17 protein-coding genes are annotated in these 21,300 nt (G+C 60.9%); 8 read left to right on the plus strand and 9 right to left on the minus strand.

Annotated elements, in window-relative coordinates; genetic code table 11:
• Positions 1–108: 108 nt before the first annotated feature.
• Positions 109–2,022 (minus strand): acyl-CoA dehydrogenase family protein, encoded by a 1,914-nt coding sequence (locus tag VH599_04680; GenBank protein ID HEY7347592.1) that lies wholly within the window; start codon positions 2,020–2,022, stop codon positions 109–111.
• A gap of 235 nt (positions 2,023–2,257) precedes the next feature.
• Here VH599_04680 and VH599_04685 point away from each other — a divergent pair, with 235 nt between their 5' ends.
• The 3 genes from VH599_04685 (at position 2,258) to odhB (ending at position 7,790) form a co-directional block, all read left to right on the plus strand.
• Positions 2,258–3,469, plus strand: coding sequence for a zinc-dependent alcohol dehydrogenase (locus VH599_04685; GenBank protein ID HEY7347593.1), 1,212 nt, complete (start codon positions 2,258–2,260; stop codon positions 3,467–3,469).
• Positions 3,470–3,646: 177 nt separating this feature from the next.
• Positions 3,647–6,478 (plus strand): 2-oxoglutarate dehydrogenase E1 component, encoded by a 2,832-nt coding sequence (locus VH599_04690; protein ID HEY7347594.1) that lies wholly within the window; start codon positions 3,647–3,649, stop codon positions 6,476–6,478.
• Positions 6,468–7,790: a 2-oxoglutarate dehydrogenase complex dihydrolipoyllysine-residue succinyltransferase gene (odhB, locus tag VH599_04695; GenBank protein ID HEY7347595.1), complete on the plus strand. Its 1,323-nt coding sequence runs from the start codon at positions 6,468–6,470 to the stop codon at positions 7,788–7,790. Before VH599_04690 ends, odhB begins: the two co-directional genes overlap by 11 nt.
• Here odhB and VH599_04700 read toward each other — a convergent pair.
• Together VH599_04700 and VH599_04705 are read right to left on the minus strand one after the other, a co-directional pair.
• Entirely contained in the window at positions 7,744–8,958 is a 1,215-nt protein-coding gene (locus VH599_04700; GenBank protein HEY7347596.1) for an MFS transporter, read from the minus strand. The genes odhB and VH599_04700 overlap by 47 nt on opposite strands.
• 171 nt (positions 8,959–9,129) lie before the next feature.
• Positions 9,130–9,891 (minus strand): dihydrofolate reductase family protein, encoded by a 762-nt coding sequence (locus tag VH599_04705; protein HEY7347597.1) that lies wholly within the window; start codon positions 9,889–9,891, stop codon positions 9,130–9,132.
• 195 nt (positions 9,892–10,086) lie between these two features.
• Between VH599_04705 and VH599_04710 the strand changes: the two genes are divergently transcribed.
• Positions 10,087–10,821: a hypothetical protein gene (locus VH599_04710; GenBank protein ID HEY7347598.1), complete on the plus strand. Its 735-nt coding sequence runs from the start codon at positions 10,087–10,089 to the stop codon at positions 10,819–10,821.
• Here VH599_04710 and VH599_04715 read toward each other — a convergent pair.
• The 3 genes from VH599_04715 to VH599_04725 form a co-directional block, all read right to left on the minus strand.
• The gene (locus tag VH599_04715; protein HEY7347599.1) at positions 10,818–11,999 is read right to left on the minus strand and encodes an acyl-CoA dehydrogenase family protein; all 1,182 of its coding nucleotides are present in this window, start codon (positions 11,997–11,999) and stop codon (positions 10,818–10,820) included. The genes VH599_04710 and VH599_04715 overlap by 4 nt on opposite strands.
• 119 nt (positions 12,000–12,118) lie before the next feature.
• Entirely contained in the window at positions 12,119–13,237 is a 1,119-nt protein-coding gene (locus tag VH599_04720; protein ID HEY7347600.1) for an acyl-CoA dehydrogenase family protein, read from the minus strand.
• A 91-nt stretch (positions 13,238–13,328) separates the two neighbouring features.
• Positions 13,329–13,769: an HIT family protein gene (locus VH599_04725; GenBank protein HEY7347601.1), complete on the minus strand. Its 441-nt coding sequence runs from the start codon at positions 13,767–13,769 to the stop codon at positions 13,329–13,331.
• A gap of 258 nt (positions 13,770–14,027) precedes the next feature.
• Here VH599_04725 and VH599_04730 point away from each other — a divergent pair, with 258 nt between their 5' ends.
• Positions 14,028–15,314 carry a sigma-70 family RNA polymerase sigma factor gene (locus VH599_04730; GenBank protein ID HEY7347602.1) on the plus strand — a complete coding sequence of 429 codons (1,287 nt, stop codon included), beginning with the start codon at positions 14,028–14,030 and terminating at the stop codon, positions 15,312–15,314.
• A gap of 74 nt (positions 15,315–15,388) precedes the next feature.
• Here VH599_04730 and VH599_04735 read toward each other — a convergent pair whose 3' ends face one another.
• The 3 genes from VH599_04735 to VH599_04745 form a co-directional block, all read right to left on the minus strand.
• The gene (locus VH599_04735; GenBank protein HEY7347603.1) at positions 15,389–15,985 is read right to left on the minus strand and encodes a hypothetical protein; all 597 of its coding nucleotides are present in this window, start codon (positions 15,983–15,985) and stop codon (positions 15,389–15,391) included.
• A gap of 811 nt (positions 15,986–16,796) precedes the next feature.
• Entirely contained in the window at positions 16,797–18,131 is a 1,335-nt protein-coding gene (locus tag VH599_04740; GenBank protein ID HEY7347604.1) for a GH1 family beta-glucosidase, read from the minus strand.
• Between the two features lie 147 nt (positions 18,132–18,278).
• Positions 18,279–18,692 carry a PPOX class F420-dependent oxidoreductase gene (locus VH599_04745; protein HEY7347605.1) on the minus strand — a complete coding sequence of 138 codons (414 nt, stop codon included), beginning with the start codon at positions 18,690–18,692 and terminating at the stop codon, positions 18,279–18,281.
• A 119-nt stretch (positions 18,693–18,811) separates the two neighbouring features.
• Between VH599_04745 and VH599_04750 the strand changes: the two genes are divergently transcribed.
• From VH599_04750 to VH599_04760, 3 genes are all read left to right on the plus strand, one after another.
• Complete coding sequence (locus VH599_04750; protein ID HEY7347606.1) at positions 18,812–19,237, plus strand: NUDIX domain-containing protein; 426 nt, start codon at positions 18,812–18,814, stop codon at positions 19,235–19,237.
• A 153-nt stretch (positions 19,238–19,390) separates the two neighbouring features.
• A complete protein-coding gene (locus VH599_04755; GenBank protein HEY7347607.1) occupies positions 19,391–19,891 on the plus strand; it encodes a DinB family protein in 501 nt (166 codons plus the stop codon).
• A 70-nt stretch (positions 19,892–19,961) separates the two neighbouring features.
• Complete coding sequence (locus VH599_04760; protein ID HEY7347608.1) at positions 19,962–21,293, plus strand: AMP-binding protein; 1,332 nt, start codon at positions 19,962–19,964, stop codon at positions 21,291–21,293.
• Positions 21,294–21,300: the final 7 nt, after the last annotated feature.

Here is a 21,300-nt window from a genome sequence, read left to right on the forward strand (position 1 = left end):
AAAGGCGCGCTCGCATCTGTTCACAGTGGTGGGTTCTTGTCGGCCCACCGACGTTGAACTTTTTGGTCGCACGTCATGTGCCAGCAGATACCGCAAGCTCTGCAAGGGCTATGATTCACACAGGGCCAGAAGCTCTTCTGCGGCGCTGGCAGGGATAGGCGACCAGTCCATGATGGCGCGGAAGTAATCGAAGGCGGCGCGGTCCGTGTCGAAGCCGGGGCCATCAGGATGTGGATAGATGGCCCGGCGCAGGAAGCGCGCGGCCAGGAAAAGCTGGCGGTAGCTGTGGTCCTGGGCGGCCTGCGTCTCGGCCTCGTCCAGCAGGAGAGTGATACAAGCCAGTTGGCCCAGGCGGTCTACCAGACCGCGCAAGGGAAGCTGCCGGGCGTTGGCGTCCAGCGCGGCGGTTTTGGCAAACCTCGTTCCCAGGCGGTCCAGGGCGCGGCGGGTGAGCGCGGCGGCGCGGGCAACGGCTGGCTCGCGGAGCGCGGCCAGTTTCTCATCGAGCGCGGCAAAGAGGGTTACGCCTGAGCTACCCGCGCCTTCGCGGGTCATGGCGCGGGCAACGTCGAGGGCGACGATATTGCTGGAGCCTTCCCAAATGGCGTTGACATCGGCGTCGCGGACGATGCGGGCGTTGGGCCAATCCTCGATATAGCCGTTGCCGCCGCGCACCTCCATGCCTTCCTGCGCGACCCACTGCGAACGCTTGGAGATGTAGTATTTCACCAGCGGCGTCAGGATACGCAGCAGAGGCTGCGCTGATTGGTCGCCGTCATCAACGCGCTGAAGTGTCTGGACGGCGAAGAATTGCAGCGCCGCGCAGCTTTCTACTTCCAATGTCAGGTCCAGCAGCATCTGCCGCATCAGCGGGAAGCTGTCCAGCGGCTGGCCCCAGGCCAGGCGGCCAGCGGCGTGCGTCTGCGATTCCAGCAGGGCGCGGCGCATCAAGGAGAGCGCGCCCAGGCCCGTCCAGACGCGGGTAAGGTTGAGCATCTCGGTCATCTGAATGAAGCCTTTGCCAGGGCCGCTGATGAGATGGGCAAAGGTGTCGTTGAAGGTGACTTCGCCGGAAGCCATCGAGCGCGTGCCTAGCTTGTCTTTTAGCCGGTTGATGGTGTAGCTGTTGCGTGTGCCATCGGGCAGGACGCGCGGGACCAGGAAAAGGCCCAGCCCTTTGGTTCCGGCGGGCGCGCCCTCTGGACGGGCCAGTGTCAGGATGACATCGGCGCAGGCGTTGCTGCAAAACCACTTATCGCCGCTCAGCCGCCAGCCATCAGGCGTTTCGCGGGCAATGGTGCGCGTGCCACCGCCGACATCGGAGCCGCCGTGTTTTTCGGTCAGGAACTCCGCGCCCGTGAAGAGGTCTTCGTAGCGGGTAGCGGTCAGGCGCGGCAGATAGCGCGCCTGTACGTCGGGAGGGGCATACATGAGCAGGACGCGCGAGAGGGTGTCGGTCATGGAGAGGGGGCAGAAGATACCACTTTCGGCCTGATTGCCGATGTAGGCGAGCGCGAACTTTACCAGATGCGGCCCGCGCTCCGGCCTTCGGCCCGGAGCGCTTGGCCTCTCCGGGTTCGGCCACTCTCGCTCCCGTTGGTCGCTCGCGCGCTCCGGCCAGCCCAGCACGCCATCGCGGTAGGACATGGCGGCGATGCCGAACTGCTCATAGAAGACGCGCCCCAGTTCGTGATAGGCCGGGTGAAAGACGATCTCGTCCACCCGCTGGCCGCGCTTGTCGAAGTTGATGAGTTGGGGCAAGTGCTTGTTGGCCTCGGCGGCGAGCGAGTCCAGGCGTTCGCCTGCCAGCTTGCCCAGGGCGCGCAGGTGTGGCTCTGCGCGGGCAAAGTCAGCGGGCGGCAGCATCCGGCGCAGCAAGAAGGCCAGATGTGGGTCGGCATCGTAATAGTTCACGCCGCGTGTATCGGGCATGGTCGGCTCACCCGTTCCGGGTGTGGCGGCTGGAGCCGCCTGGGTAGACAACATAGTCTCTGGTCGGCTGGGGGCGCCGGATGCGGTCATGGCAAGCCTTCTTTCCTGGCAGTTGAGCAAGTCTATCTTGCATCGCGCTGCTTGGCCGCTGCACTCAGGGGATACGTTCTTTCTTCGAGTATAGCATAGCGCGTGCGGCTTCCGGGTGTTGCTGGCTAACGCGGCTGGGCGCTCCTGGCGCAAAAGTTGCACGAGAAAGAGTCGTGTACAGATGCTCATGTTGAACCAGAGGTTGAACCATACAGAGAAGAGGAGCTTACATGACATGAAAGCCGTTGTCTTTCATGGAGTTGGGGATATTCGCCTGGATGATGTCCCTGAACCTACATTGAAGGAGCCAACCGACGCGATTGTTCGCCTGACTGCGAGCGCCATCTGTGGGACTGATCTGCATATGGTGCGCGGGACAATGCCAGGGATGGTCCCTGGCACGATTCTAGGCCATGAAGGGGTAGGTGTGGTCGAGGATTTTGGGCCAGAAGTGCGTAACCTCAAGCGCGGCGAGCGGGTGGTTATTGCCGCGACAATTGCTTGCGGTGTTTGCTCGTACTGTCGGGTGGGCTACTTTGCCATGTGCGACAAAGCCAACCCGAACGGACCCCAGGCGGGCGGAGCCTTCTTTGGCGGGCCGAAAGAATCGGGGGCGTTCAATGGCCTTCAGGCGGAACGGGCGCGCATTCCCTATGCGAACGTGGGGCTGGTCAAGCTGCCGGATGAGGTGAGCGACGAGGATGCGATTATCCTCTCGGACATCTTTCCTACCGGCTACTTTGGGGCCAAATTGGCTGAGATTGCCCCTGGGAACAGCGTAGCGGTTTTTGGCTGCGGGCCTGTCGGCCAGTGCGCCATTGCCAGTGCCAGGCTTTTAGGGGCTGGGCGTATCCTGGCAATTGACAACAACCCGTCTCGGCTCGATGTGGCGCGTCGGCAGGGGGCCGAGGCCATCAATTTTGATGCGGAAAATCCGGTGCAGGTCATCCGTGATCTCACCGCTGGCATTGGCGTTGACCGCGCGATAGATGCCGTTGGCGTGGACGCGAGCCGCCCGCACAGCGGCCCCGCTGCCGGACAGATGCAGCAGCGCGCGCAGGAGTTCCAGCAAGAGGTACAGGAGATTGCGCCTGTGGTTCACCCCAGCAACGGCAACTGGCGACCCGGCGACGCGCCCCCGCTGGCGCTGGAGTGGGCGGTGCAAGGGCTGGCGAAAGCAGGTACGCTTTCGATTATCGGCATCTATCCCCAGACGGACCGCTTCTTCCCAATCGGTCTGGCGATGAACCGGAACCTGACGGTAAATATGGGGAATTGCCACCACCGCAAGTATCTCCCCAGGCTGGTTGATCTGGTGCGCAACGGCACCATCAAGCCGAGCCAGATCATCAGCCAGCAAAAGCCGCTGCATTCCGCCGTTGAAGCCTATAAGGCATTTGACGAGCATAAAGAGGGATGGGTCAAGGTGGAGCTTCAGCCCGCCTGATACCCTGTTGCAGCCAACCAGGGCGCTAGTTGAGTAGCTCTGATCAGGAGCCGCGTTTTAGCAGAGTGCGAAACGCGGCTCCTGGTCTGTACTACCCTCTTTGGAATATAATGAAGAGAGAGCATTCGAGACGAGACAGACAATAGAAACGTCTCGCGGAGGGGCATCACCTTTCCAATGGTTAATGAATTAGCGTCGTTTTACGGGCCAAATGCGGGCTATGTGCTGGAACTCTACGAACGCTACCAGCGCGATCCAGCTTCGGTGGACCCGGAGACGCGAGCGGTTTTCGAGGGCTGGTCTGCCGAAGGCGCGGAAGCGCCAGCCGCGCCGCCGACTATTTTTGTCGCGGCTCCCTCGGAGCCGCCAGCATTTACTATTCAACATGTGATCGGAGCAACGGCGCTGGCGCATGGCATCCGCGCGCGCGGCCACCTGGGCGCGCACCTGGACCCGCTGGGTACGCCGCCTCTGGGCGATCCGGCGCTCCTGTTGGAGACGTATGGGCTGACCGAAGCCAATCTGGCCGCGCTGCCGCCGGATGTGGTCGGCGGGCATGCCGCTGAGGGCGCGCGCAATGCGCTGGAAGCGATCAATCGGGTGCGCGCGATGTATTCTGGCACGATCAGTTACGAGTTCGATCAGGTCAAAAGCCCCGACGAGCGCGGTTGGCTGCGCGATGCGGTGGGGCTGGCGCTCTATCGCCAGGAGCTTGATCCGGCAGCGAAGCGCGAACTGCTGGAGCGGCTGGCAGAGGTCGAAGCCTTTGAGCGTTATCTGCACCAGACGTTTCCCGGCCAGAAGCGTTTTTCAATTGAAGGCGTGGACGCGCTTGTGCCGATGCTGGATGAGATCATCGGGCAGGCAATGGACACGGGTACGCGCGAGGTTGCGATGGGTATGGCGCATCGGGGCCGCCTCAATGTGCTGGCGCATATCCTCGAAAAGCCCTACATGGCTATTCTCTCGGAGTTTATGCACCCCAGGTACGAGGAGCGCACGCCTGCTTCGGAGATGGCAGATGGAGGCTGGACGGGCGACGTGAAGTATCACCTGGGGGCCGAGCGGCTGCACCGCGAGAGCGCCGCTGGCATTCAGCTTTTGCTGGCCTCTAACCCCAGCCATCTTGAGTTTGTGAATCCGGTGGTGGAGGGGATGGCCCGCGCCGCGCAGGAGGACCGCGATCAACCGGGCTTCCCGACGCAGCATGTGGACCGCGCGCTGCCCATCCTGATTCACGGTGATGCGGCTTTCCCCGGCGAGGGTATTGTGGCGGAAACGCTGAACCTCTGGCGGCTGCCCGGCTATTATACCGGCGGCACAATTCATATCATCACCAATAACCAGCTTGGGTTTACGACGGAAGCTGAAGAGGGGCGTTCCACGCACTTTGCCAGCGATCTTGCCAAGGGCTTTGAGGTTCCGATTGTGCATGTCAACGCGGATGATCCCGAAGCCTGCCTGACGGCGGCGCGGCTGGCGTATGGCTGGCGGAGCCGCTTCCATAAAGATATTCTGGTGGAGCTGGTGGGCTACCGGCGCTGGGGGCATAACGAAGGCGACGAACCGGCTTTTACGCAGCCGCAGATGTATGAGGTCATCCGCGCGCATCCGACGGTGCGTGCGCTTTATGCGCAGAAGCTGGAGCAGGAAGGCACCATTGACCACGAAGCCGCCGAAGAGATGATGAAGGCGGCCCTGGCCCGCATGGACAAAGCCAAACATGAAGCCGAGCAGGGGCATATCGAGGCGACTACTGTTGGGGCCGCCGAAACCAACGGGCGCTACGGCGGCTTCAAGATGCTGCCACCTGTGTCGGCAGAGCAAGTGACGCGCTGGACCGAAGAACTGCTGAAGCGCCCGGAAGGCTTCACGCCGAACGCCAAGTTGGAGCGGCTGCTTCAGCGTTATCGCCACGCGCTGGAGGAGGGCGGCATTGATTGGGGGCAGGCCGAGGCGCTGGCCTTCGCGTCCATTCTGGCGGAGGGCATCCCCATTCGGCTGACGGGGCAGGATACCGAGCGTGGTACGTTCAGCCATCGGCATGCGGTGCTGCACGATGAGCAGACAGGCAAGACCTACATCCCGCTTCAGCATCTTTCTACAGATCGTGCCTCGTTTGCCATCTATAACAGCCCGCTTTCTGAGGCGGGCGTGCTGGGCTTTGAGTATGGCTACAGCATTCACGCCCCCGAAGGCGCGCTGGTGCTGTGGGAAGCGCAGTTTGGCGATTTCGCCAACTCCGGCCAGGTGATGATCGATCAGTTTATCGCCTCGGCTCGCGCCAAGTGGCGGCAGGAGCCGTCGCTGACGCTGCTGCTGCCGCATGGCTACGAGGGGCAGGGGCCAGAGCATTCCAGCGCGCGGCTGGAGCGTTATCTTCAGCTTGCCGCTGAGGATAACCTGCGGGTCGCCAACTGCTCCACTTCGGCGCAGTATTATCATCTGCTGCGGCTGCACGCGGCGTATCTGAGCTATGATCCGCGCCCGCTGATCATTATGACGCCCAAGAGCCTGCTGCGCCATCCGCATTCGGCGTCGCGTCTGGAAGAGTTGACGGAAGGCGAGTTTCAGCCAGTGATTGATGACGAACTGGCGCGCGATCACGTGGAAAGCGTCACGCGCGTGGTAGCCTGCGCTGGCAAAGTCTCGATTGATCTGCTGACCAGCCAGGAGCGCGCCGAAGCGGAAGAGGTGGCAATCGTGCGCGTGGAATCGCTCTATCCGTTCCCGGAGGAAGAACTGGCGCAGGTTCTGGCCGGATACCCGCGCCTGCGCGAGTTGGTCTGGACGCAGGAAGAGCCAGAGAATATGGGCGCGTGGACGTTTGTCGCGCCGAAGCTGCAAGCTCTCGTCAATCGTGGCGTGAAGGTCAGCGTTATCAGCCGCCCGGAGCGCGCCAGCCCAGCCGAGGGTCTAATGGAACTGCACCAGGCTGAGCAGCAGCGTATTATCACGCAAGCATTGAAAGCGCCGGTCAGGCAGCGTGGAGGCCGCCATGTCAGTTGAGATTCGCGTGCCAGCCCTGGGAGAATCAATTGTTGAGGCCACCGTTGCGGCGTGGCGCAAGCAGGAAGGTGATCGCGTCTCCCAGGGAGATGTGCTGGTGGAACTGGAAACCGATAAGGTCAATCAAGAGATTTTCGCTGAGCAGAGCGGCGTCCTTCAACAAATTGTGAAGCAGGAGGGCGAGACGGTGGGCATCGGCGATGTATTAGCGGTGATCGCCGAAGGCGCGGCTGACGGCGCTGCCGCTGCTCAGCCCGCTCCTTCGGCAGCGGCGGGCGAGCGTGTGTCGGCGCAGGCTGAGGCAGCGCCGGGCAAGCCGGAAACGCCGGTTGAGCCTGATCTAGCGCCATCTGAAGCGGGAACGGCTACGCCTCTGGCGCGGCGCATCGCTGCCGAGCATAACATTGATCTGACGCGGGTCAGGCCAGAGCATGGGCGCGTGACCAAAGAGGATGTGCTGGGCTATCTGGAGCAGCACGCCGCCAGCCCTGCCCCGCAGGCGGTTGAAACCGCGCCTGGGGGCGTGCCGCCACCAGGTCCGCCTGCGCGGACTCCATCCGCCCCCTCTGCGCCTGCCCTCGCAGGGGCTGTGCCGACTCCAGCCGCGCCGCGTGGCCGCGAGGAGCGGGTGCGCATGTCGCGCCGCCGCCAGACGATTGCTCAGCGGCTGGTGCAAACGCAGAACAACGCCGCGATGCTAACGACCTTTAACGAGGTTGATATGAGCGCGATTATGGAGGTACGCAAGCGGCGCAAGGACAGTTTCAAGGAGCGGCATGGCGTCTCGCTGGGTTTTATGTCGTTCTTCACAAAAGCGGTGGTTGGCTCGCTCAAAGCCTTCCCGCGTCTGAACGCGGAGATTCAGGGCGATGAGATGCTGCTGAAATATTATTACGATATTGGCATTGCTGTCGGCGCTGAAGAGGGGCTGGTCGTGCCGGTGGTGCGCGATGCAGACTGCAAGAGCTTTGCGGAGATCGAGCGCGAGATCGCTGATCTTGCCAAACGCGCCCGCGAGAATACGCTGACGCTTTCCGATCTTCAGGGTGGAACGTTCACGATTACGAACGGCGGAGTTTTTGGCTCGCTGATGTCCACGCCAATCCTCAACGGGCCGCAGGTGGGCATCCTGGGCATGCACAAGATCGAGGAACGGCCTATTGCCTTCAATGGGCAGGTGGTTATCAGGCCCATGATGTATCTGGCCGTCTCGTATGATCATCGCATCGTTGATGGGCGCGAGGCGGTGCAATTCCTGGTGCGCATCAAGGAACTGCTGGAAGACCCCGAAACGCTCTTGCTTGAGGGGTAAGCCAGGCCAGCACTGCCCCTATAACTCCGATGAGCAGGAGAGTTCCCCAGCACAAGAGCGGTGACAGATGCAGTAACTCGCCCCCCAGGATCGGGCCAACCACGTAGCCCAGGCTGCTGGCGGTCCACAGCCAGCCCATATATGCTCCCCGCTGCTCAAGCGGCGCCAGGTCGGCCCCAACGACGCCAAATGCTGGCGAAAAGAGCATTTCGCCCCCTGTGAAAGCCAGCACCGGCAGAACCAGCCATACAGGTACACTGATCAGGCCACACAGCGCGGCTGCGCCAGCGTAGGCCAGGCATCCTAGCGCCATGACGCGCGCGGCAGGAAGATGAGCAATCGCCGTCACCAGCGGAAACTCTACCAGGGTAATCAGTATCCCGTTCAGGGCCATCAGGCCGCCATAGAGGGGAGGGCTGCCGCCTCGATGAAGCAGATAGATCGCAAACGTGGTGGTGATCTGGCTGTAGACGACCACTCCCAAAAAGCCTGCCAGCCACAGCCGCCGGAACGCGCCGTCTCGAAAAGGCGTCAGCGCCTGCATGAAATAAGCGCGCGGGTGGTCTTCAGGCGCGGGCCGCTTTGACACAGGCAATCGGGCCAGCGTCAGCAGGGCAAAGATCACTGTCGTTGCGGCATCTGCGATGAACAGCGGGAGATACGCGATTGCCGCGATCAGCCCACCCAGCGCCGCGCTTACGGCTGTCCCAATGTTGATCGCAATGCGCAGAAGCGAAATCGCCTGCTTGCGCTGATCTGCCGGAACAACATCAGTCACCAGAGTGTTCGAGAGAGGGCGCTGCATCTCGCTGACAACGCTCCAGGCAAACACAATCGCAGCCAACCATAAAAGCGATGAGAGAAACGGCACGAAGAGCAGCAATGCCGCCGAGGCCAGCAGTGTCAGCGCCAGAAGCTGCTTGCGATCAACGCGATCAGCAAGCACGCTCATCAGTACCGAAGCAATGACACCGCCCACCCCTGGCAGCGCCGCGAGCAGCCCCACGCGGTCTGCGGTGAGATGACGCGCTGAAGTGAGGTAAATGGTGAGAAAAGGCAAGACCAGCATCCCCATCCGGTTGATGAACGTCCCGCCCCACAATGCCCAGAACGTGGATGGCAGCGCACCCAATGTGCTGCGCATCCGCAAAACGGACCGGCGCATCATGCGCAACCCCTCCTGAACTAGAGTGACGCAAGCTGATGGAACCACTCATAGAAGTATAGCTGATGAGTGGCTTGCTCGCGCAGGACAAAAGATCAGATTCTATCCTGTTCGTTGGGACAATTCCAGCCGGGATTACCTCGTCGCGCGATTATCTTGCCGAAACAGGCGCGCTCAGGGCTGTTTATCGGAACGACTGAACGCGTAGCGCAGGAAAAGATGATCGCCCGCCTGTTTGAGAGTGAGGAGATGTCCCCAGGGCGCGGTTTCGGGCAGGAAGGCGTGCTGATCAATGAGCGAGGGACGCGAATGATCGGCGTCGCGCCCGGCAAGCTGCGGCGCGAGCGTCAGGAAAAGCTCATCAACGCAGTTGGCATTCTGAAAGCTGCTGAGGATGTTGGGGCCGCCCTCGTTGAGAACGATGCGCAGGCCAAACTCATTGCCCAGCAGGCGCAGGATAGCCTCTGGCGCGAGGCGAGCTTCACTTCCCAGGCTGTGAATAGAGGTGACGGCCTGGGCGTTGGGGTCGGCGCGCAGCCGCTCGGCCCCGGCGTCGGTGGTGACGATCCACGTTTCGACGCCGGGCGTATGAAAGTTGGCTTCGGTCAGGTTGACGTGGCCGCTGGCGCTGACAACGACGGTGAGCGGCTCCGGGCGGTTTTTGCCCAGGCGCTGGCGCAGTTCGGCATAAAGCTGGCGTGCGGGAGGATAGACAAAGCCGGGCGTGCGCACGTGTCCGGTGTCGGCGTTCATGGAGCCTGCGCCGCACAGCACCGCGTCGGCATGCGCCCGCAGTAGGCCCATCGTGAAGGCATCGGCTTCGTTGAAGCCACCGATCTCGCCGCCGCCCGAACGCCCCGGCAGAGTATAGGAGACGACCCCATCGAGTGTGCTGACGAAATTGACGATGAGCAAGGGGCGATCAGCGCGCGTCAAATGTCAGCCCGCCGTCATACATCGCGGCGAGCGCGGCAGGAAAAGCGGCTGCGGATTGTGGCATGCGCTCAAAGAGCGTTCGGATAGTATCCATAAGTGACTGACGCTTGACTCCTTACGCTTTGTGTGATACATTATCTGTCTTGTACGAATCAGCTTGTGTATTGCCTTGCTCACCGAAAGGATGGAATGAGCATGCCCTACCCCCAGGCGTTCTTCGACATTCAGTTCACTTTTGCGCGCAACATGACACAGCTTTCCAGACAGCCATATCACGAGTCGCTCCTGCGCCAGACGGCGCTGTATCGCATCATGGGCCTGGACTGGAGCCTCGACACCAGTAATCCGGTCTGGCAGCAATTTCTGGAAACCATCGAGGTTGACTCTGCCGAAACCGCTGCTGCCTATCGTTTCTATATGGAGCGTGCTGCTCAAGGACTGATTCCAGAGCATGAACCAGCCCCGCATTGGGGCTGTTTTTCCTATGAGTTCTACGCTGATCTGAAAGTCGCGCGAATGCACTTTAGCAACTGGGATGCCTCCGGCTATGGTCCACTCAGCCACCACCGCCAGCAGGCGCGTATGGGCGAGTTACAGGCTATGTTCCACCATATTCACCAGGAACTTCCCGACGCCGAGCGCGTCCAGGGGGGAACATGGCTCTATAATCGCAAAGAATATTGCCGTCTGTTCCCACCTGAATATGGCGCGTCGGCACAGGTTGACCATCCCCACCTGCTTGCTCGCAAGTTATGGGGCCAGTTCTTGCGTCATGGAAACCGTATGAATGAAGAGGTGACGGCGCGTTTTCTGGAAAAAGTTGAGCGCCTGCAAACGGCTGAGGCTTATGCAAGCTGTTTCCCTTATCAAAACTTAGTGACGGACGCGCCGATTACCCTCTTCTATACGTTTTACGGTCTTGCCACCTAATCGCGTTTGGGGCCAGCATCGCCAAACATGCGGCGCGAGATAACCAGGCGCTGCACCTGCGCGGTCCCCTCGAAGATGTCGAAGACTTTGGCGTCGCGGAACCATTTTTCGACTAGCTGCTTGCACTCGCAATCCTCTGCCGGACCCATGATGCGCGCCGCTGCGCTGGTGACTTGCATGACCAGTTGCCCGGCGTAGGCTTTCGCCATCGAGGCTTCTTTGGAGTTTGGCAGGTTGTGATCGGCCATCCAGGCGGCACGCCAGCAGAGCAGCCGCGCCGCGTCAATGCGCGCGCCCAGATCTTCCAGTTCCTCGACAACGGCGTCCTTGCGAGCGAAGGGGTAGCCCTGGGGCAGTTCGTCGCACACCCAGGCGGTGGCGACTTCGTGCGCGGCGCGGGCGATGCCCACCGCCAGCGAGCCGACCATCGGGCGGGTGGCGTCGAGCGTCCCCATTGCGGCCTTGAAGCCCGCCATTGACTCGAAAGCGCGCCCGGCCAGCAGATGATCACCGGGGATGCGACAGTCGGTAAAGAAAAGCTGGGCGGTCTGCGAAGCGCGCAGGCCCATCTTCTTTTCGATGCGTCCGACGGTGAAGCCCGGCGTGCCTTTGGGTACGACGAAAGGGCGGATGCCCGCGCGGCCAAACTCCGGGTTGATGGTAGCGAAGACCACAACCAGATCGGCGCGCGCTCCGTTGGTGATGAAGTGTTTCGTGCCGTTCAGCACCCAGTCGTCGCCATCCTGCTTTGCCAGCGTGGCAATCGAAGAGACATCCGAGCCGACGCCTGGCTCGCTGAGGGCCAGCGCGCCCCAGCGCGGCTGCTCGTCTTCGTAGATGCTCAGGAAGCGTTTGCGCTGCTCGTCGGAGCCAAAGGCCAGAATTGGCGGCGCGGCCAGCCCTGGGCCTGGAATGCCGGTTGCCAGCCCGGCATCGCCCCAGGCCGTTTCTTCGCTGTTCAGCACGCCCAGCACTGCCCAGCGGCGGCTCTGCTGGCTTTCGCCTTGTGGCGTGGGCGTGCGCGTGGCAGCGCGGCGCTTCATTCGCCAGAAAAACTCATCGGGGATAGATTCGGTGCGATCACATTCGAGCGAGAAGGGGCGCAAGTCTTTTTCGGCGATCTCGTGGGCTTCTTCGCGCGCAGCCTGCTCGGCTTTGCTGAGTTGAAAGTCAATCATGGCGCAACCTCCTGTTAGTGCAGCATCTCTTGACTTTTGCGGCATGCGCTGGTACCATAACCCAGGGCTGGCGCGGCGAGAGATGTGCCTCATGACGACCCGCTGAGGGTATTGAAATGCTAGCCCAGCGCAGCCAGCGCTTCGGCATCGCGCATCCAGAGTTCAACGGGATGATCTTGCAAAAAGCCCGCGCCGCCCAAAATCTGTACGGCGTCGGTAGTGACGCGCTGCGCGACCTTCACGGCCTGCATCCGCGCTCGCTCGGCCAGCCGCAGCGCGCCCGCGTCTTCGCCAGTGTCCCAGGCCTGAGCGGCCCGCCAGACGAGCAGCCGCGCGGCGTCGGTATCCATTGCCATTTCCGCCGCCATGAAGGCAATAGCCTGGAAAGAGGAGATGGGCTTGCCGAACTGAACGCGCCCTTTGGCGTAGTCGGCGGCGTACTCCAGCGCGGCATGGGCTGTGCCTACCGCCAGCCCGCCGAGCAGGACGTTTGCCAGCGCGATAAACCGCTGCGCGCCTGCACCAGCCGCGCCTGTATCGAGGCCGCCCAGCACATCATGAGCTGTGAGCGCAACGTGATGCAGATGCAGCCTGGCGCGTGGCGCGGCGCGCAGGCCAAGCGGCTGAGACTCAGGTTTGGCGGCGACGCCTTCCGCGTTATCGGGCAGCACGACCAGGCGCAGCCCCGCGAGGCCGGGCGTCGCCATCTCTCGCGCTGTGACGACGCGCAGGCCATCGGTCTTGCCATGCACAACGCCGCGTTTCGTACCCGACACTTCGAGTGTGCCAGGGGAAGCACCCTGGCCCAGCAAGGTCGTTGTCTCGCGCACGACAAAGCCGCTGGCCGGTTCGCTCCAGCCCAGCGCACCAGGCGCGCCCGCGCCGCCATCGGCACAGCAGCGCGGCAGCAGCGCGTTGTGCTGCTCTGTGGTTCCGGCGATCAACACAGCTAGCCCGGCTAGCGTCGAGCCGATGACATACAGCGCCAGACCGCCATCACCATAGGCCAGTTCTTCGGCGATCAGCGCGTGCGTGACGGCGCTCTGGACGCCCGCGCCGCCGTACTCCTCTGGAAAGGGGATGAGGAGTCCGGTATCCGCCAGCAGGCGGCGCAGGTCGTCGGGCATCTCGCACGCTTCATCGGCGGCGCGCTCCAGGCGGCGGAACTGCTCCACCGCGATCTGATGCGCCAGATCACGAATGGCCGTTTGTTCTTCGGTGGGGGCAAAATCAATCATGCTGGCTCCTCTGCTGGCAGAATCTTGCTGAAGCGTTCTGCTCTTGCCCTCATTATACCAGCATGGTCCCGCTTTTGGTAGGCTCCCCCACTTAGGAGCGGGCAGTTGCCAGGGCAGAGCGCAGCCGGTCACAGAAGGCTGTGACCTCTTCGACGCCCCCTTTGGGTGAGCCAGACCACTCATCCACGCGCTCCCGCCAGTATTCTTCGGGCGTCCCCGGATACCGCGCGAAGATGTGCAGGTGCAGGTGCGGGACGTGATCTCCGTAGAAGAAGACATACACGTGGTCTGCACCGGCGCAGTTTTTCAGGGCGCGGCTGAGGCGCGTGACGAGCAGGCCGATGGCCTGCGCTTCGGTCTGGGTTAATTCGGCGAAACTGGGGACATGTCGTTTGGTTTCTGCTCTGACATAGCCCAGGAACGTTTCCCCCTGGTCGTTGGTGACGTGATGGGCGAACAGCAGATCATCTTCATAGATTGGCCCGCCGATCACTGAATCCTGCTGTTTAGCGCAGATGGGACACGCTTCCATATGCTGCTCCTTTGCTCTCTTGCTTTCTTCGCTTTCGCCAGGAACGTCCTGGCCTGTTGTTCCGCTCCCCTATCACTTCATCTTCACCTTCCCTTGTGCATTTTTTCGTAGTGTTTTTTCGTGTTTTCGAGAAGCGCGTGCCAGAGCGCAGCGGTGGGCCGCCTTCCAGGAGGCGCTGCAAGCGCCAGCGCCCGATAAAAAAATGCGCAAGGAATGCGGCCCTTTTGGTGATAAGATACTGAAAAGGAGACGACAGCAATGCTACAGAACACCATCAGTGGAGAAATCGAGGAGTGGCTGAGGACGGCTCGCCCTCGCCTGCATCGCCTGGCACAACTGCGGGGTGTTGCTCCTGATGCCATCGAGGATGTCGTGCAAGAAACGCTGTTGGAAGCGTGGAAACATCTGGATCGCCTCCATACTCCTGAAGGTTTTCACGCCTGGCTTGACGAGATTTGCCGCAACATCTGCCGCCGCTACGCGCGCAAAGAATGGAGGGATCAGCAGCGCCGGTTTGCGCCGCTCGCACTGGATCAGAATGATGCTGGAGAGAGCGGGGAGACGGAGGCGGCTTTTTTAATGAATATTCCCGATACCCACGCCCCCGACCCGCTTGAGGCGCTCAGCCGCCAGGACATGGCGCTGCTGCTTGATCGGGCGCTGGGGTTGCTTTCGGGGAGCGCCCGCGAAGTGGTGGAACTGTGTTATCTGCTGGAACTGCCGCAGCGTGAAGTCGCCGGGCGGCTGGGGCTTTCAATCAGCGCCCTGGAGGCGCGCCTGCACCGGGCGCGCCAGCAGTTGCGTCAGGCGGTCAATGGCCCCTTGCGCCAGGATGCGGAAGCGTTGGGTCTGACTCTTGACGAGGAAAGCGCGGGCGGCTGGCGCGAAACGCGGTTATGGTGTACGCTGTGTGGTCGGCGTCGGCTCGCGGGGATGTTTCTGCCACAACCGGATGGGGGTACGAACTTGCACATGCGCTGCCCTGATTGTGAGCGGCTCAATGGCCTGTGTGATGTTGACAATAACAATGTGCATAGCAAGGGGTTGGTTCAACTGGAGGGGTTACACTCGTTTCGCCCGGCCTGGAAGCGCACGATGCAGACCATGACCCGACGGCTCACGCAGGCGCTGCTCTCAGGAAAGCGGCTCTGCCCGCATTGTGGGACACCAGCCTCGCTCCAGTTGTTGGATAAGAGCCAGGCGGCAGGGATTGCGGGAGGAGCGGCGCTGCCAGATGGGTTGTCCCGGCACCCCTATCAGTTCTGGGTCTGGTGGAAGTGTCCCCAGTGTTCTAGCGGTCCGAACGACGATATTGGCGTCTTCGCGGCCAGCGATCTGGTGTATTGGTCGGACGCGCGAACCCAGCAATTTATGCTGGACCACCCCCACTGGGGGAGTGAACCGGAACTGCTGGTGGAATACGCGGGGCAGCCTGCGATTCGTTTTCAGATAGCTGACTTCACCAGCGCCGCGCGCCTGACGGTGCTGGCTCATCGCCAGACGCTGGCGGTTCTCGCGGTCTTCCAGGCTGAACGCTGCTTGTAGCGCAGCCGTCCCTGGTGCTACATGTACAATGCCCGCAGGGTATGGCTGCCTGTTAGAGCAGATTGCTGTGAGTGTTACGCGCTCTGAATAGCCGCGATAAAGTCGGCTTCGGTCATGGGGGCGCTGAACTTCACCCCCTCATCGTTCACCGGCGTGACCATGTTATTGCGTATCTCGAATCGCCCGGTTGGCCCGCCCGCCACATAGTAATGGCCTGGGCTGTATTCATGCAAGAAGAGAATGAGGTGTTCTCCCACCTGAAAGAGAGGATCATCTTCGACCTCATAAAGTGTATCCCCCATAACGCCACCCACCTGATGGATAGTGAGGCTCGAACCCTTTACGCGCTGCCCTGGATCGAGGATGACTTTGCTGATGCTAAACACAAAGTCTGTTGTCACATCCCCTCGCCCCGGCCCCTCCCTGGTGACATTTGCTACTTCAGAGATAGAGCCGACTGCTGCTATATCTGATCCTTGCTTCAGACTCTTCAAGTCATGATAAGTCACAGCCCAGCTTGCGCTTATCTTCACCGTCTGTCCAGGTCGGGAGGATGAAGAGCATCCGCTTACTATAACTGCGCTCGCCGCTACAAGGCCGATCAGCAGTAGCCCTCCCAACCTTTTGAGGGCGGCCTTTTCGCGCACGCGCCAGAATCGTGTCTTACTCATCACACCCTCCTTATCTAATAGAGAGCATTGACCCCGTTTACATCATCCGTCCGAGGTAGGTTGATGCCGCATGACTCCCATCGGATACCTGTATCTGGATTCATGAGGACGCATCCACTTGAATGGGCTAAGCCAGCAAGATGACCTAGCTCATGAGCAGCAACAGACTGAATCTCTGGACCTGGATAGTCCTTTGTGAAGGCGTAGTTTAGGTACAGGTCTGCAAAGTTGTAGTTGCAGGAGTCGCAGGGAGAGAGTACCGTCCAGCCATTCATGTTCCTGCCGGGCTGGTTTGTATCATAAGCCACTATCGTGCAACAACTGCTCGTCTTGAAAAAGAAAATGTTAGCTGAAGCGGTATTATTCCAGGCAAATCTGCCATTGTCCCAACCAGTTCTGTCCGCAGAAGAGATAAAACTACCAGAGTATGTGATATAGATGTCGGCACAACATCCAGAATGAGGCTGATTAGGCCATCGCCCACCCAAAAGGTGATACGCAGAGGCAGGGTGTACTTGAAGCACGAGCATAACCAATCCGATTGCCAGCGCGATTGCCAGCCGCCCAAACACAGCAGCCCTGTGCGAAAAGGTTCTTTGCATGATTTACCCCTCCGTGATCTTTACATGCTACCTCAGTGGTCAGGAAATTCGCTCTGAGAGCTTGTGAACCATATGCTAATAATATAGCAGAGATTGATCCAAAAGTTCTTGACTTTTGGATCAATCTCTGCATTCTCGGAATCTTAATTCTATACTTTCCTAAATATTCATCCTTGACTCCTGGGAGCTTTGCCCTGCTACCTGGACGCTCAGCCGCGAGGCACGCCGTTACGGGCGATCACATCGCGGTAGAAATAGCCGCTCTTTTTGATGTGGCGCTGCTGCGTGGCGTAGTCGGTATAGACGATGCCGAAACGCTGCGAGTAGCCGAAGGTCCACTCGAAATTATCGAGCAAGGACCAGACGAAATAGCCGCGCAGAGGCACACCCGCTTGTATGGCCTGGTGGGCCGCGCCGAAATGCTGCTGAAGATAGCGCCGCCGCCGCTCATCCTCAACTGTGCCATCTTCGCGCAGCGTATCCTGGAAAGCCGCGCCGTTTTCAGTGATGTAGACCGCTTTGGGCGCGTAGTCATGCTGCACACGCTCCAACAGCACGCGCAGGCCATCGGGAAAGACTTCCCAGCCCATCGTAGTATGTTCGTCCTGTTCTTCTATATCGCCGGAGTTTGTCGAGCCTCTGGCGATAATGCGGGTATAGTAGTTCACGCCAAGAAAATCCGTCGGCTGGGAGATGCGTTCCATATCGCCTGCTTCGATAGTTGGTTGCGGCAGGCCATGCGCCTCCATCTCCTCAAGCGGATACGCGCCCTTGAAGAGCGGGTCCATAAACCACTTCAGCCAGATGATCTCTTCGCGGCGAGCGACGGCCAGGTCTGCCTCGCTGCTGCTGGCCGGATAGACGGGTTGCAGCACAAGCGTGATGCCCACCTGCGTCTGGCTGTCTCCGGCGGCGCGCAGGGCAGGCAGCGCCAGCCCATGCGAGAGCAGCAGATGATGGGCCGCCTGAGTGGCTGCGGCGGGGTCGTGCCTGCCTGGCGGATGAAACCCCATCCAATGCCCAAAGTAGGCGACCACCAGCGGCTCGTTATGCGTAATCCAATGATGGACGCGATCACCTAGCCGCGCCGCCACGACCTGCGCGTAGTCGGCAAAGGCTTTGCTGGTGTCGCGGTTCAGCCAGCCGCCCTGCTCTTGCAGGGGCTGGGGCAAGTCCCAGTGATAGAGCGTCACATACGGATCAATGCCAGCGGCCAGCAGGCCATCCACCAGCCGATCATAGAAATCCAGTCCCGCGACATTGACCTGGCCTCGCCCACCGGGCAGGATGCGCGGCCAGGCGATAGAGAAGCGATAGGCTTGTAGCCCTAGCTCGCGCATCAGGGCAATATCCTGGGGCCAGCGATGGTAATGGTCGCAGGCGACATCGCCCGTGTCACCGTTCAGCGTGGCCCCTGGCGCATGGGCGAAGGTGTCCCAGATGGATGGCCCCCGGCCATCTTCGTGAACAGCGCCCTCGATCTGGTATGCGGCGGTAGCCGCGCCCCAGGCAAAGCCTGCGGGAAACTGAAGCAATTCGGTCATGCGTTCATCCTGCCTGTCTTGAAAGAGTATGCTGCTTATCCAGCAGCGAGGCAACCCCATTCATCTTGTCCCCTTAGTGCAAAGTTCCTTGATCTCTTTGGCATTCGCTAGTATACTTCCCAGGGCTGGCGCGGCGCGAGCGACACTTCATGACGACCCGCTGAGGGTATTGAAAAGCGTGATGTCCAGAAACGCCCATTTGCGCCGAAGCAGCCCATTAGAAAAGACCTCACTGAAGCGGAAGGCAACCGGGTACTTGCGCCGCAGCGCCCGCCGGGCAGTAATCTCCTCTTCTTTTGGCAGAACGCGCGCTTTTGCCTCCATCGTGGGGCCGGTGATTCGGCCAATGCCGGTACAGGCGGCAATCTGCACGTTCCCACTGTTGCGGATGCGCTTCACTTTTCCGGCTTTGGCGAGGCTGAAGACGTACAGGTGATCGCCTGTGCGGCCATACCAAACGGGCGTAGGTACTGCGTCGCCGCTCTTGCGGAAAGTGGTCAATAAGAGATGATTGCCTTGCAGCGAGTCCAGCCCTTCGGCTTCGCTTGTTTCGGTTTCCATCGGTGCTTCTCCTCTTCTCCAGGCATCTTCTTATCATTATGGCTTCTTTCTGGGATATAATGCCAGCCGTTTCTCTTGTTGAGCGTTGGACATGAGTGTATCAGATTTGGAGCGGCCCGATGCGAACGAGACGGCGAGCCTATATCTATGTGATCAGAGAGAAGGATGGCGTCAGACAACTGCTGGTGTTTCATGAGGATGATCCAGAGGCGGGGATACAGGTTCCGGGCGGCGGTATCGAACCAGATGAGACGCCGCTTGAGGGAATGAAGCGCGAAGTTCTTGAAGAGACGGGCCTCAAAGCGTGTGTGGTCGAACGCGAACTTGCCGTCGATCTGCGACAGTATGAGGATCACCTGCAAGAACGCCATTTCTTCTGGCTGTCGGTGGCCGATGCGCCCGACGAGTGGGACCATGTAGTGAGCGGCAAGGGCGAAGACAACGGCCTGATCTTTCACTATTTCTGGGTGAGTTCACCAACCGAGGTCACACTGATCCTTGGGCATGGTGATTATCTGGCCGCCATCTTCAACTCCAGCCACTAACCAGGCGCTACCAGAAGGTGAGCAGGTGAATGATACGCTTGCAGCACTCAAGCCGCATGGTTCCGCCTCGCTCTATGAGGATGCGGTACGTTCGCTGAGAGAAGAAGCGGAAGCGGCAGAGCGTAATGGAAAGAGCGAGTAAAGGGAGGATTCATGGAAAAGCAGCATTCGTTGGAAGAAAGCCTGGCCCGCTATGCGCGTGGCGTAGATGAATTGGATGCCGCGCTGGCGGGAATCTCTGAGCAAGAACTGGACCTGAAGCAACCTGCCGGGGAATGGAGCATCCGGCAGATCGTGCATCATATCGCCGATGGCGACGATCTCTGGGCGATGGCGCTGAAGGCAGCCCTGGCTAATTCTGGCTGCCTCTATCGGCATGACTGGTACACACCGGATAACGCCTGGGCCGCGTCGCTGGATTACGCGGGCCGGGCGATTGCGCCTGCCATCGCGCTTTTTCGGGCGAATCGGGCGCATGTTGTGCAACTGGTGCGGCACTTGCCCAACGCCTGGGAGCGTTCGATTCGCTTTGCCGCGCCCTATCAGCCAGAACCCGAGCAGATGACTGCTGGCGAGATCATCGAGAGCCAGGCCGATCACGCGCTCTGGCACTGCGAGGAGATTCGCCAGATTCGCCGCGCGCATGAGGGCTAATCGCCTGCCATCCTCTGGACAGATGCGCTAGACTAAAAGGCACACTGGCACACGAAGGAGGGCTATCCTGGTGGAGCGGCGATTCTGGGATGAGGCGATTGAGACAATGGAGCCAGCGGCGCTGCGGCGGCTGGAGAACGAACGCTTGCAGGCGCAGCTTGATGCGGTCTGGGCGCGTTCACCTTTCTATCAGGCGAAGTTTGCCGAGGCGGGCGTGGGGCGCGAAGCCATCCGCGATCTGGCCGATCTGCCGCTGGCTCCCTTTACTGAAAAGGACGAGTGCAGACGCAGCCAGAAAGAGCAGCCGCCGTTCGGCAGTTATCTGGCGGCTGCGTCGGATCAGGTGATTCGGGCGCACAAAACGTCGGGTACGACGGGCCGGGCGCTGTACGTGGCGCTGACGCGGCGTGACCGCGACGTGATGACCGAATGCGGCGCGCGGGCCTATTGGGCGTCGGGCTTGCGGCCTGGGCATCGGGTGGCGCACTGCCTGAACTATCGGCTGTGGGTCGGCGGCTATTCCGATCACGACAGCCTGGAGACGACGGGGGCCACCATTGTACCCTTTGGCGTGGGCGAAACAGCCCTGTTGATTCAGACAATCCGCGAACTGAGTATCAACGCGATCAGCGCCACGCCGTCCTATATGCTGCCGCTGGCCGAGGCGGCGCGGGCGCAGGGGCTGGAGCCGCGCGAGCTGGGTCTGCGCCTGGGCTTCTTTGGCGCGGAGCCGGGGATGAGCGAGCCGAGCGTGCGCGCCCGTATGGAAGAAGTCTGGGGCCTGCGGGCAATGGACGCCAATTTCGGGATGGCTGATGTCTTGAGCATCATGGGATCGGAATGCGAGGAGCGCCAGGGCTTGCATTTCCACGCGCAGGGCTATGTGGCGGTGGAGTTGATTGAGCCGGAGAGCGGCGCGCCCTTGCCCATCAGCGACGGGGCCGAGGGCGAACTGGTCTATACCCATCTCTATAAAGAGGCGCAGCCGCTGGTGCGTTACCGCGCCCGCGATGTGGTGCGTATCCTGGGGACGGGGCCATGCGCCTGTGGCCGGACAAGCTTTCGCTTTCGTATCCTGGGCCGCAGCGATGATATGCTGCATGTGCGCGGCGTCAATGTCTTCCCTACCGGCGTGGGCAACGTGCTGGCGCGTCTTTCGGACCAGCTTTCAGGCGAGTTCCTGATCATCGTTGATCACGCGCCCCCGCATCAATATCTGCGCGTGCAGGTGGAACTGGCAGAGGGTCTGACCCCAGAGATGGCCGGAGATTTGCCACAGCGTATCGCGCAGGCGCTGCGCCAGCGTCTCAGCTTCCGCGCCGAGCCAGAACTGATCCCCTATGGCGTCCTGCCGCGCACAGAGGGCAAGGCGCGGCGGGTGCTAAAAACCTATCAAGCGTAAGTGAAAT

It is taken from the genome of Ktedonobacterales bacterium (assembly GCA_036557285.1).
Lineage (GTDB): Bacteria > Chloroflexota > Ktedonobacteria > Ktedonobacterales > DATBGS01 > DATBHW01.

What these genes read in the sequence shown, in the direction of transcription:
- VH599_04755 (HEY7347607.1), top strand. Translation starts at nt 19,391, where the DNA reads ATGGAAAAGCAGCATTCGTTGGAAGAAAGCCTGGCCCGCTATGCGCGT.
- VH599_04750 (HEY7347606.1), top strand. Translation starts at nt 18,812, where the DNA reads ATGCGAACGAGACGGCGAGCCTATATCTATGTGATCAGAGAGAAGGAT.
- VH599_04740 (HEY7347604.1), bottom strand. Translation starts at nt 18,131, where the DNA reads ATGACCGAATTGCTTCAGTTTCCCGCAGGCTTTGCCTGGGGCGCGGCT.
- VH599_04685 (HEY7347593.1), top strand. Translation starts at nt 2,258, where the DNA reads ATGAAAGCCGTTGTCTTTCATGGAGTTGGGGATATTCGCCTGGATGAT.
- odhB (HEY7347595.1), top strand. Translation starts at nt 6,468, where the DNA reads ATGTCAGTTGAGATTCGCGTGCCAGCCCTGGGAGAATCAATTGTTGAG.
- VH599_04745 (HEY7347605.1), bottom strand. Translation starts at nt 18,692, where the DNA reads ATGGAAACCGAAACAAGCGAAGCCGAAGGGCTGGACTCGCTGCAAGGC.
- VH599_04710 (HEY7347598.1), top strand. Translation starts at nt 10,087, where the DNA reads ATGCCCTACCCCCAGGCGTTCTTCGACATTCAGTTCACTTTTGCGCGC.
- VH599_04715 (HEY7347599.1), bottom strand. Translation starts at nt 11,999, where the DNA reads ATGATTGACTTTCAACTCAGCAAAGCCGAGCAGGCTGCGCGCGAAGAA.
- VH599_04725 (HEY7347601.1), bottom strand. Translation starts at nt 13,769, where the DNA reads ATGGAAGCGTGTCCCATCTGCGCTAAACAGCAGGATTCAGTGATCGGC.
- VH599_04720 (HEY7347600.1), bottom strand. Translation starts at nt 13,237, where the DNA reads ATGATTGATTTTGCCCCCACCGAAGAACAAACGGCCATTCGTGATCTG.
- VH599_04680 (HEY7347592.1), bottom strand. Translation starts at nt 2,022, where the DNA reads ATGACCGCATCCGGCGCCCCCAGCCGACCAGAGACTATGTTGTCTACC.
- VH599_04735 (HEY7347603.1), bottom strand. Translation starts at nt 15,985, where the DNA reads ATGAGTAAGACACGATTCTGGCGCGTGCGCGAAAAGGCCGCCCTCAAA.
- VH599_04700 (HEY7347596.1), bottom strand. Translation starts at nt 8,958, where the DNA reads ATGATGCGCCGGTCCGTTTTGCGGATGCGCAGCACATTGGGTGCGCTG.
- VH599_04730 (HEY7347602.1), top strand. Translation starts at nt 14,028, where the DNA reads ATGCTACAGAACACCATCAGTGGAGAAATCGAGGAGTGGCTGAGGACG.
- VH599_04690 (HEY7347594.1), top strand. Translation starts at nt 3,647, where the DNA reads ATGGTTAATGAATTAGCGTCGTTTTACGGGCCAAATGCGGGCTATGTG.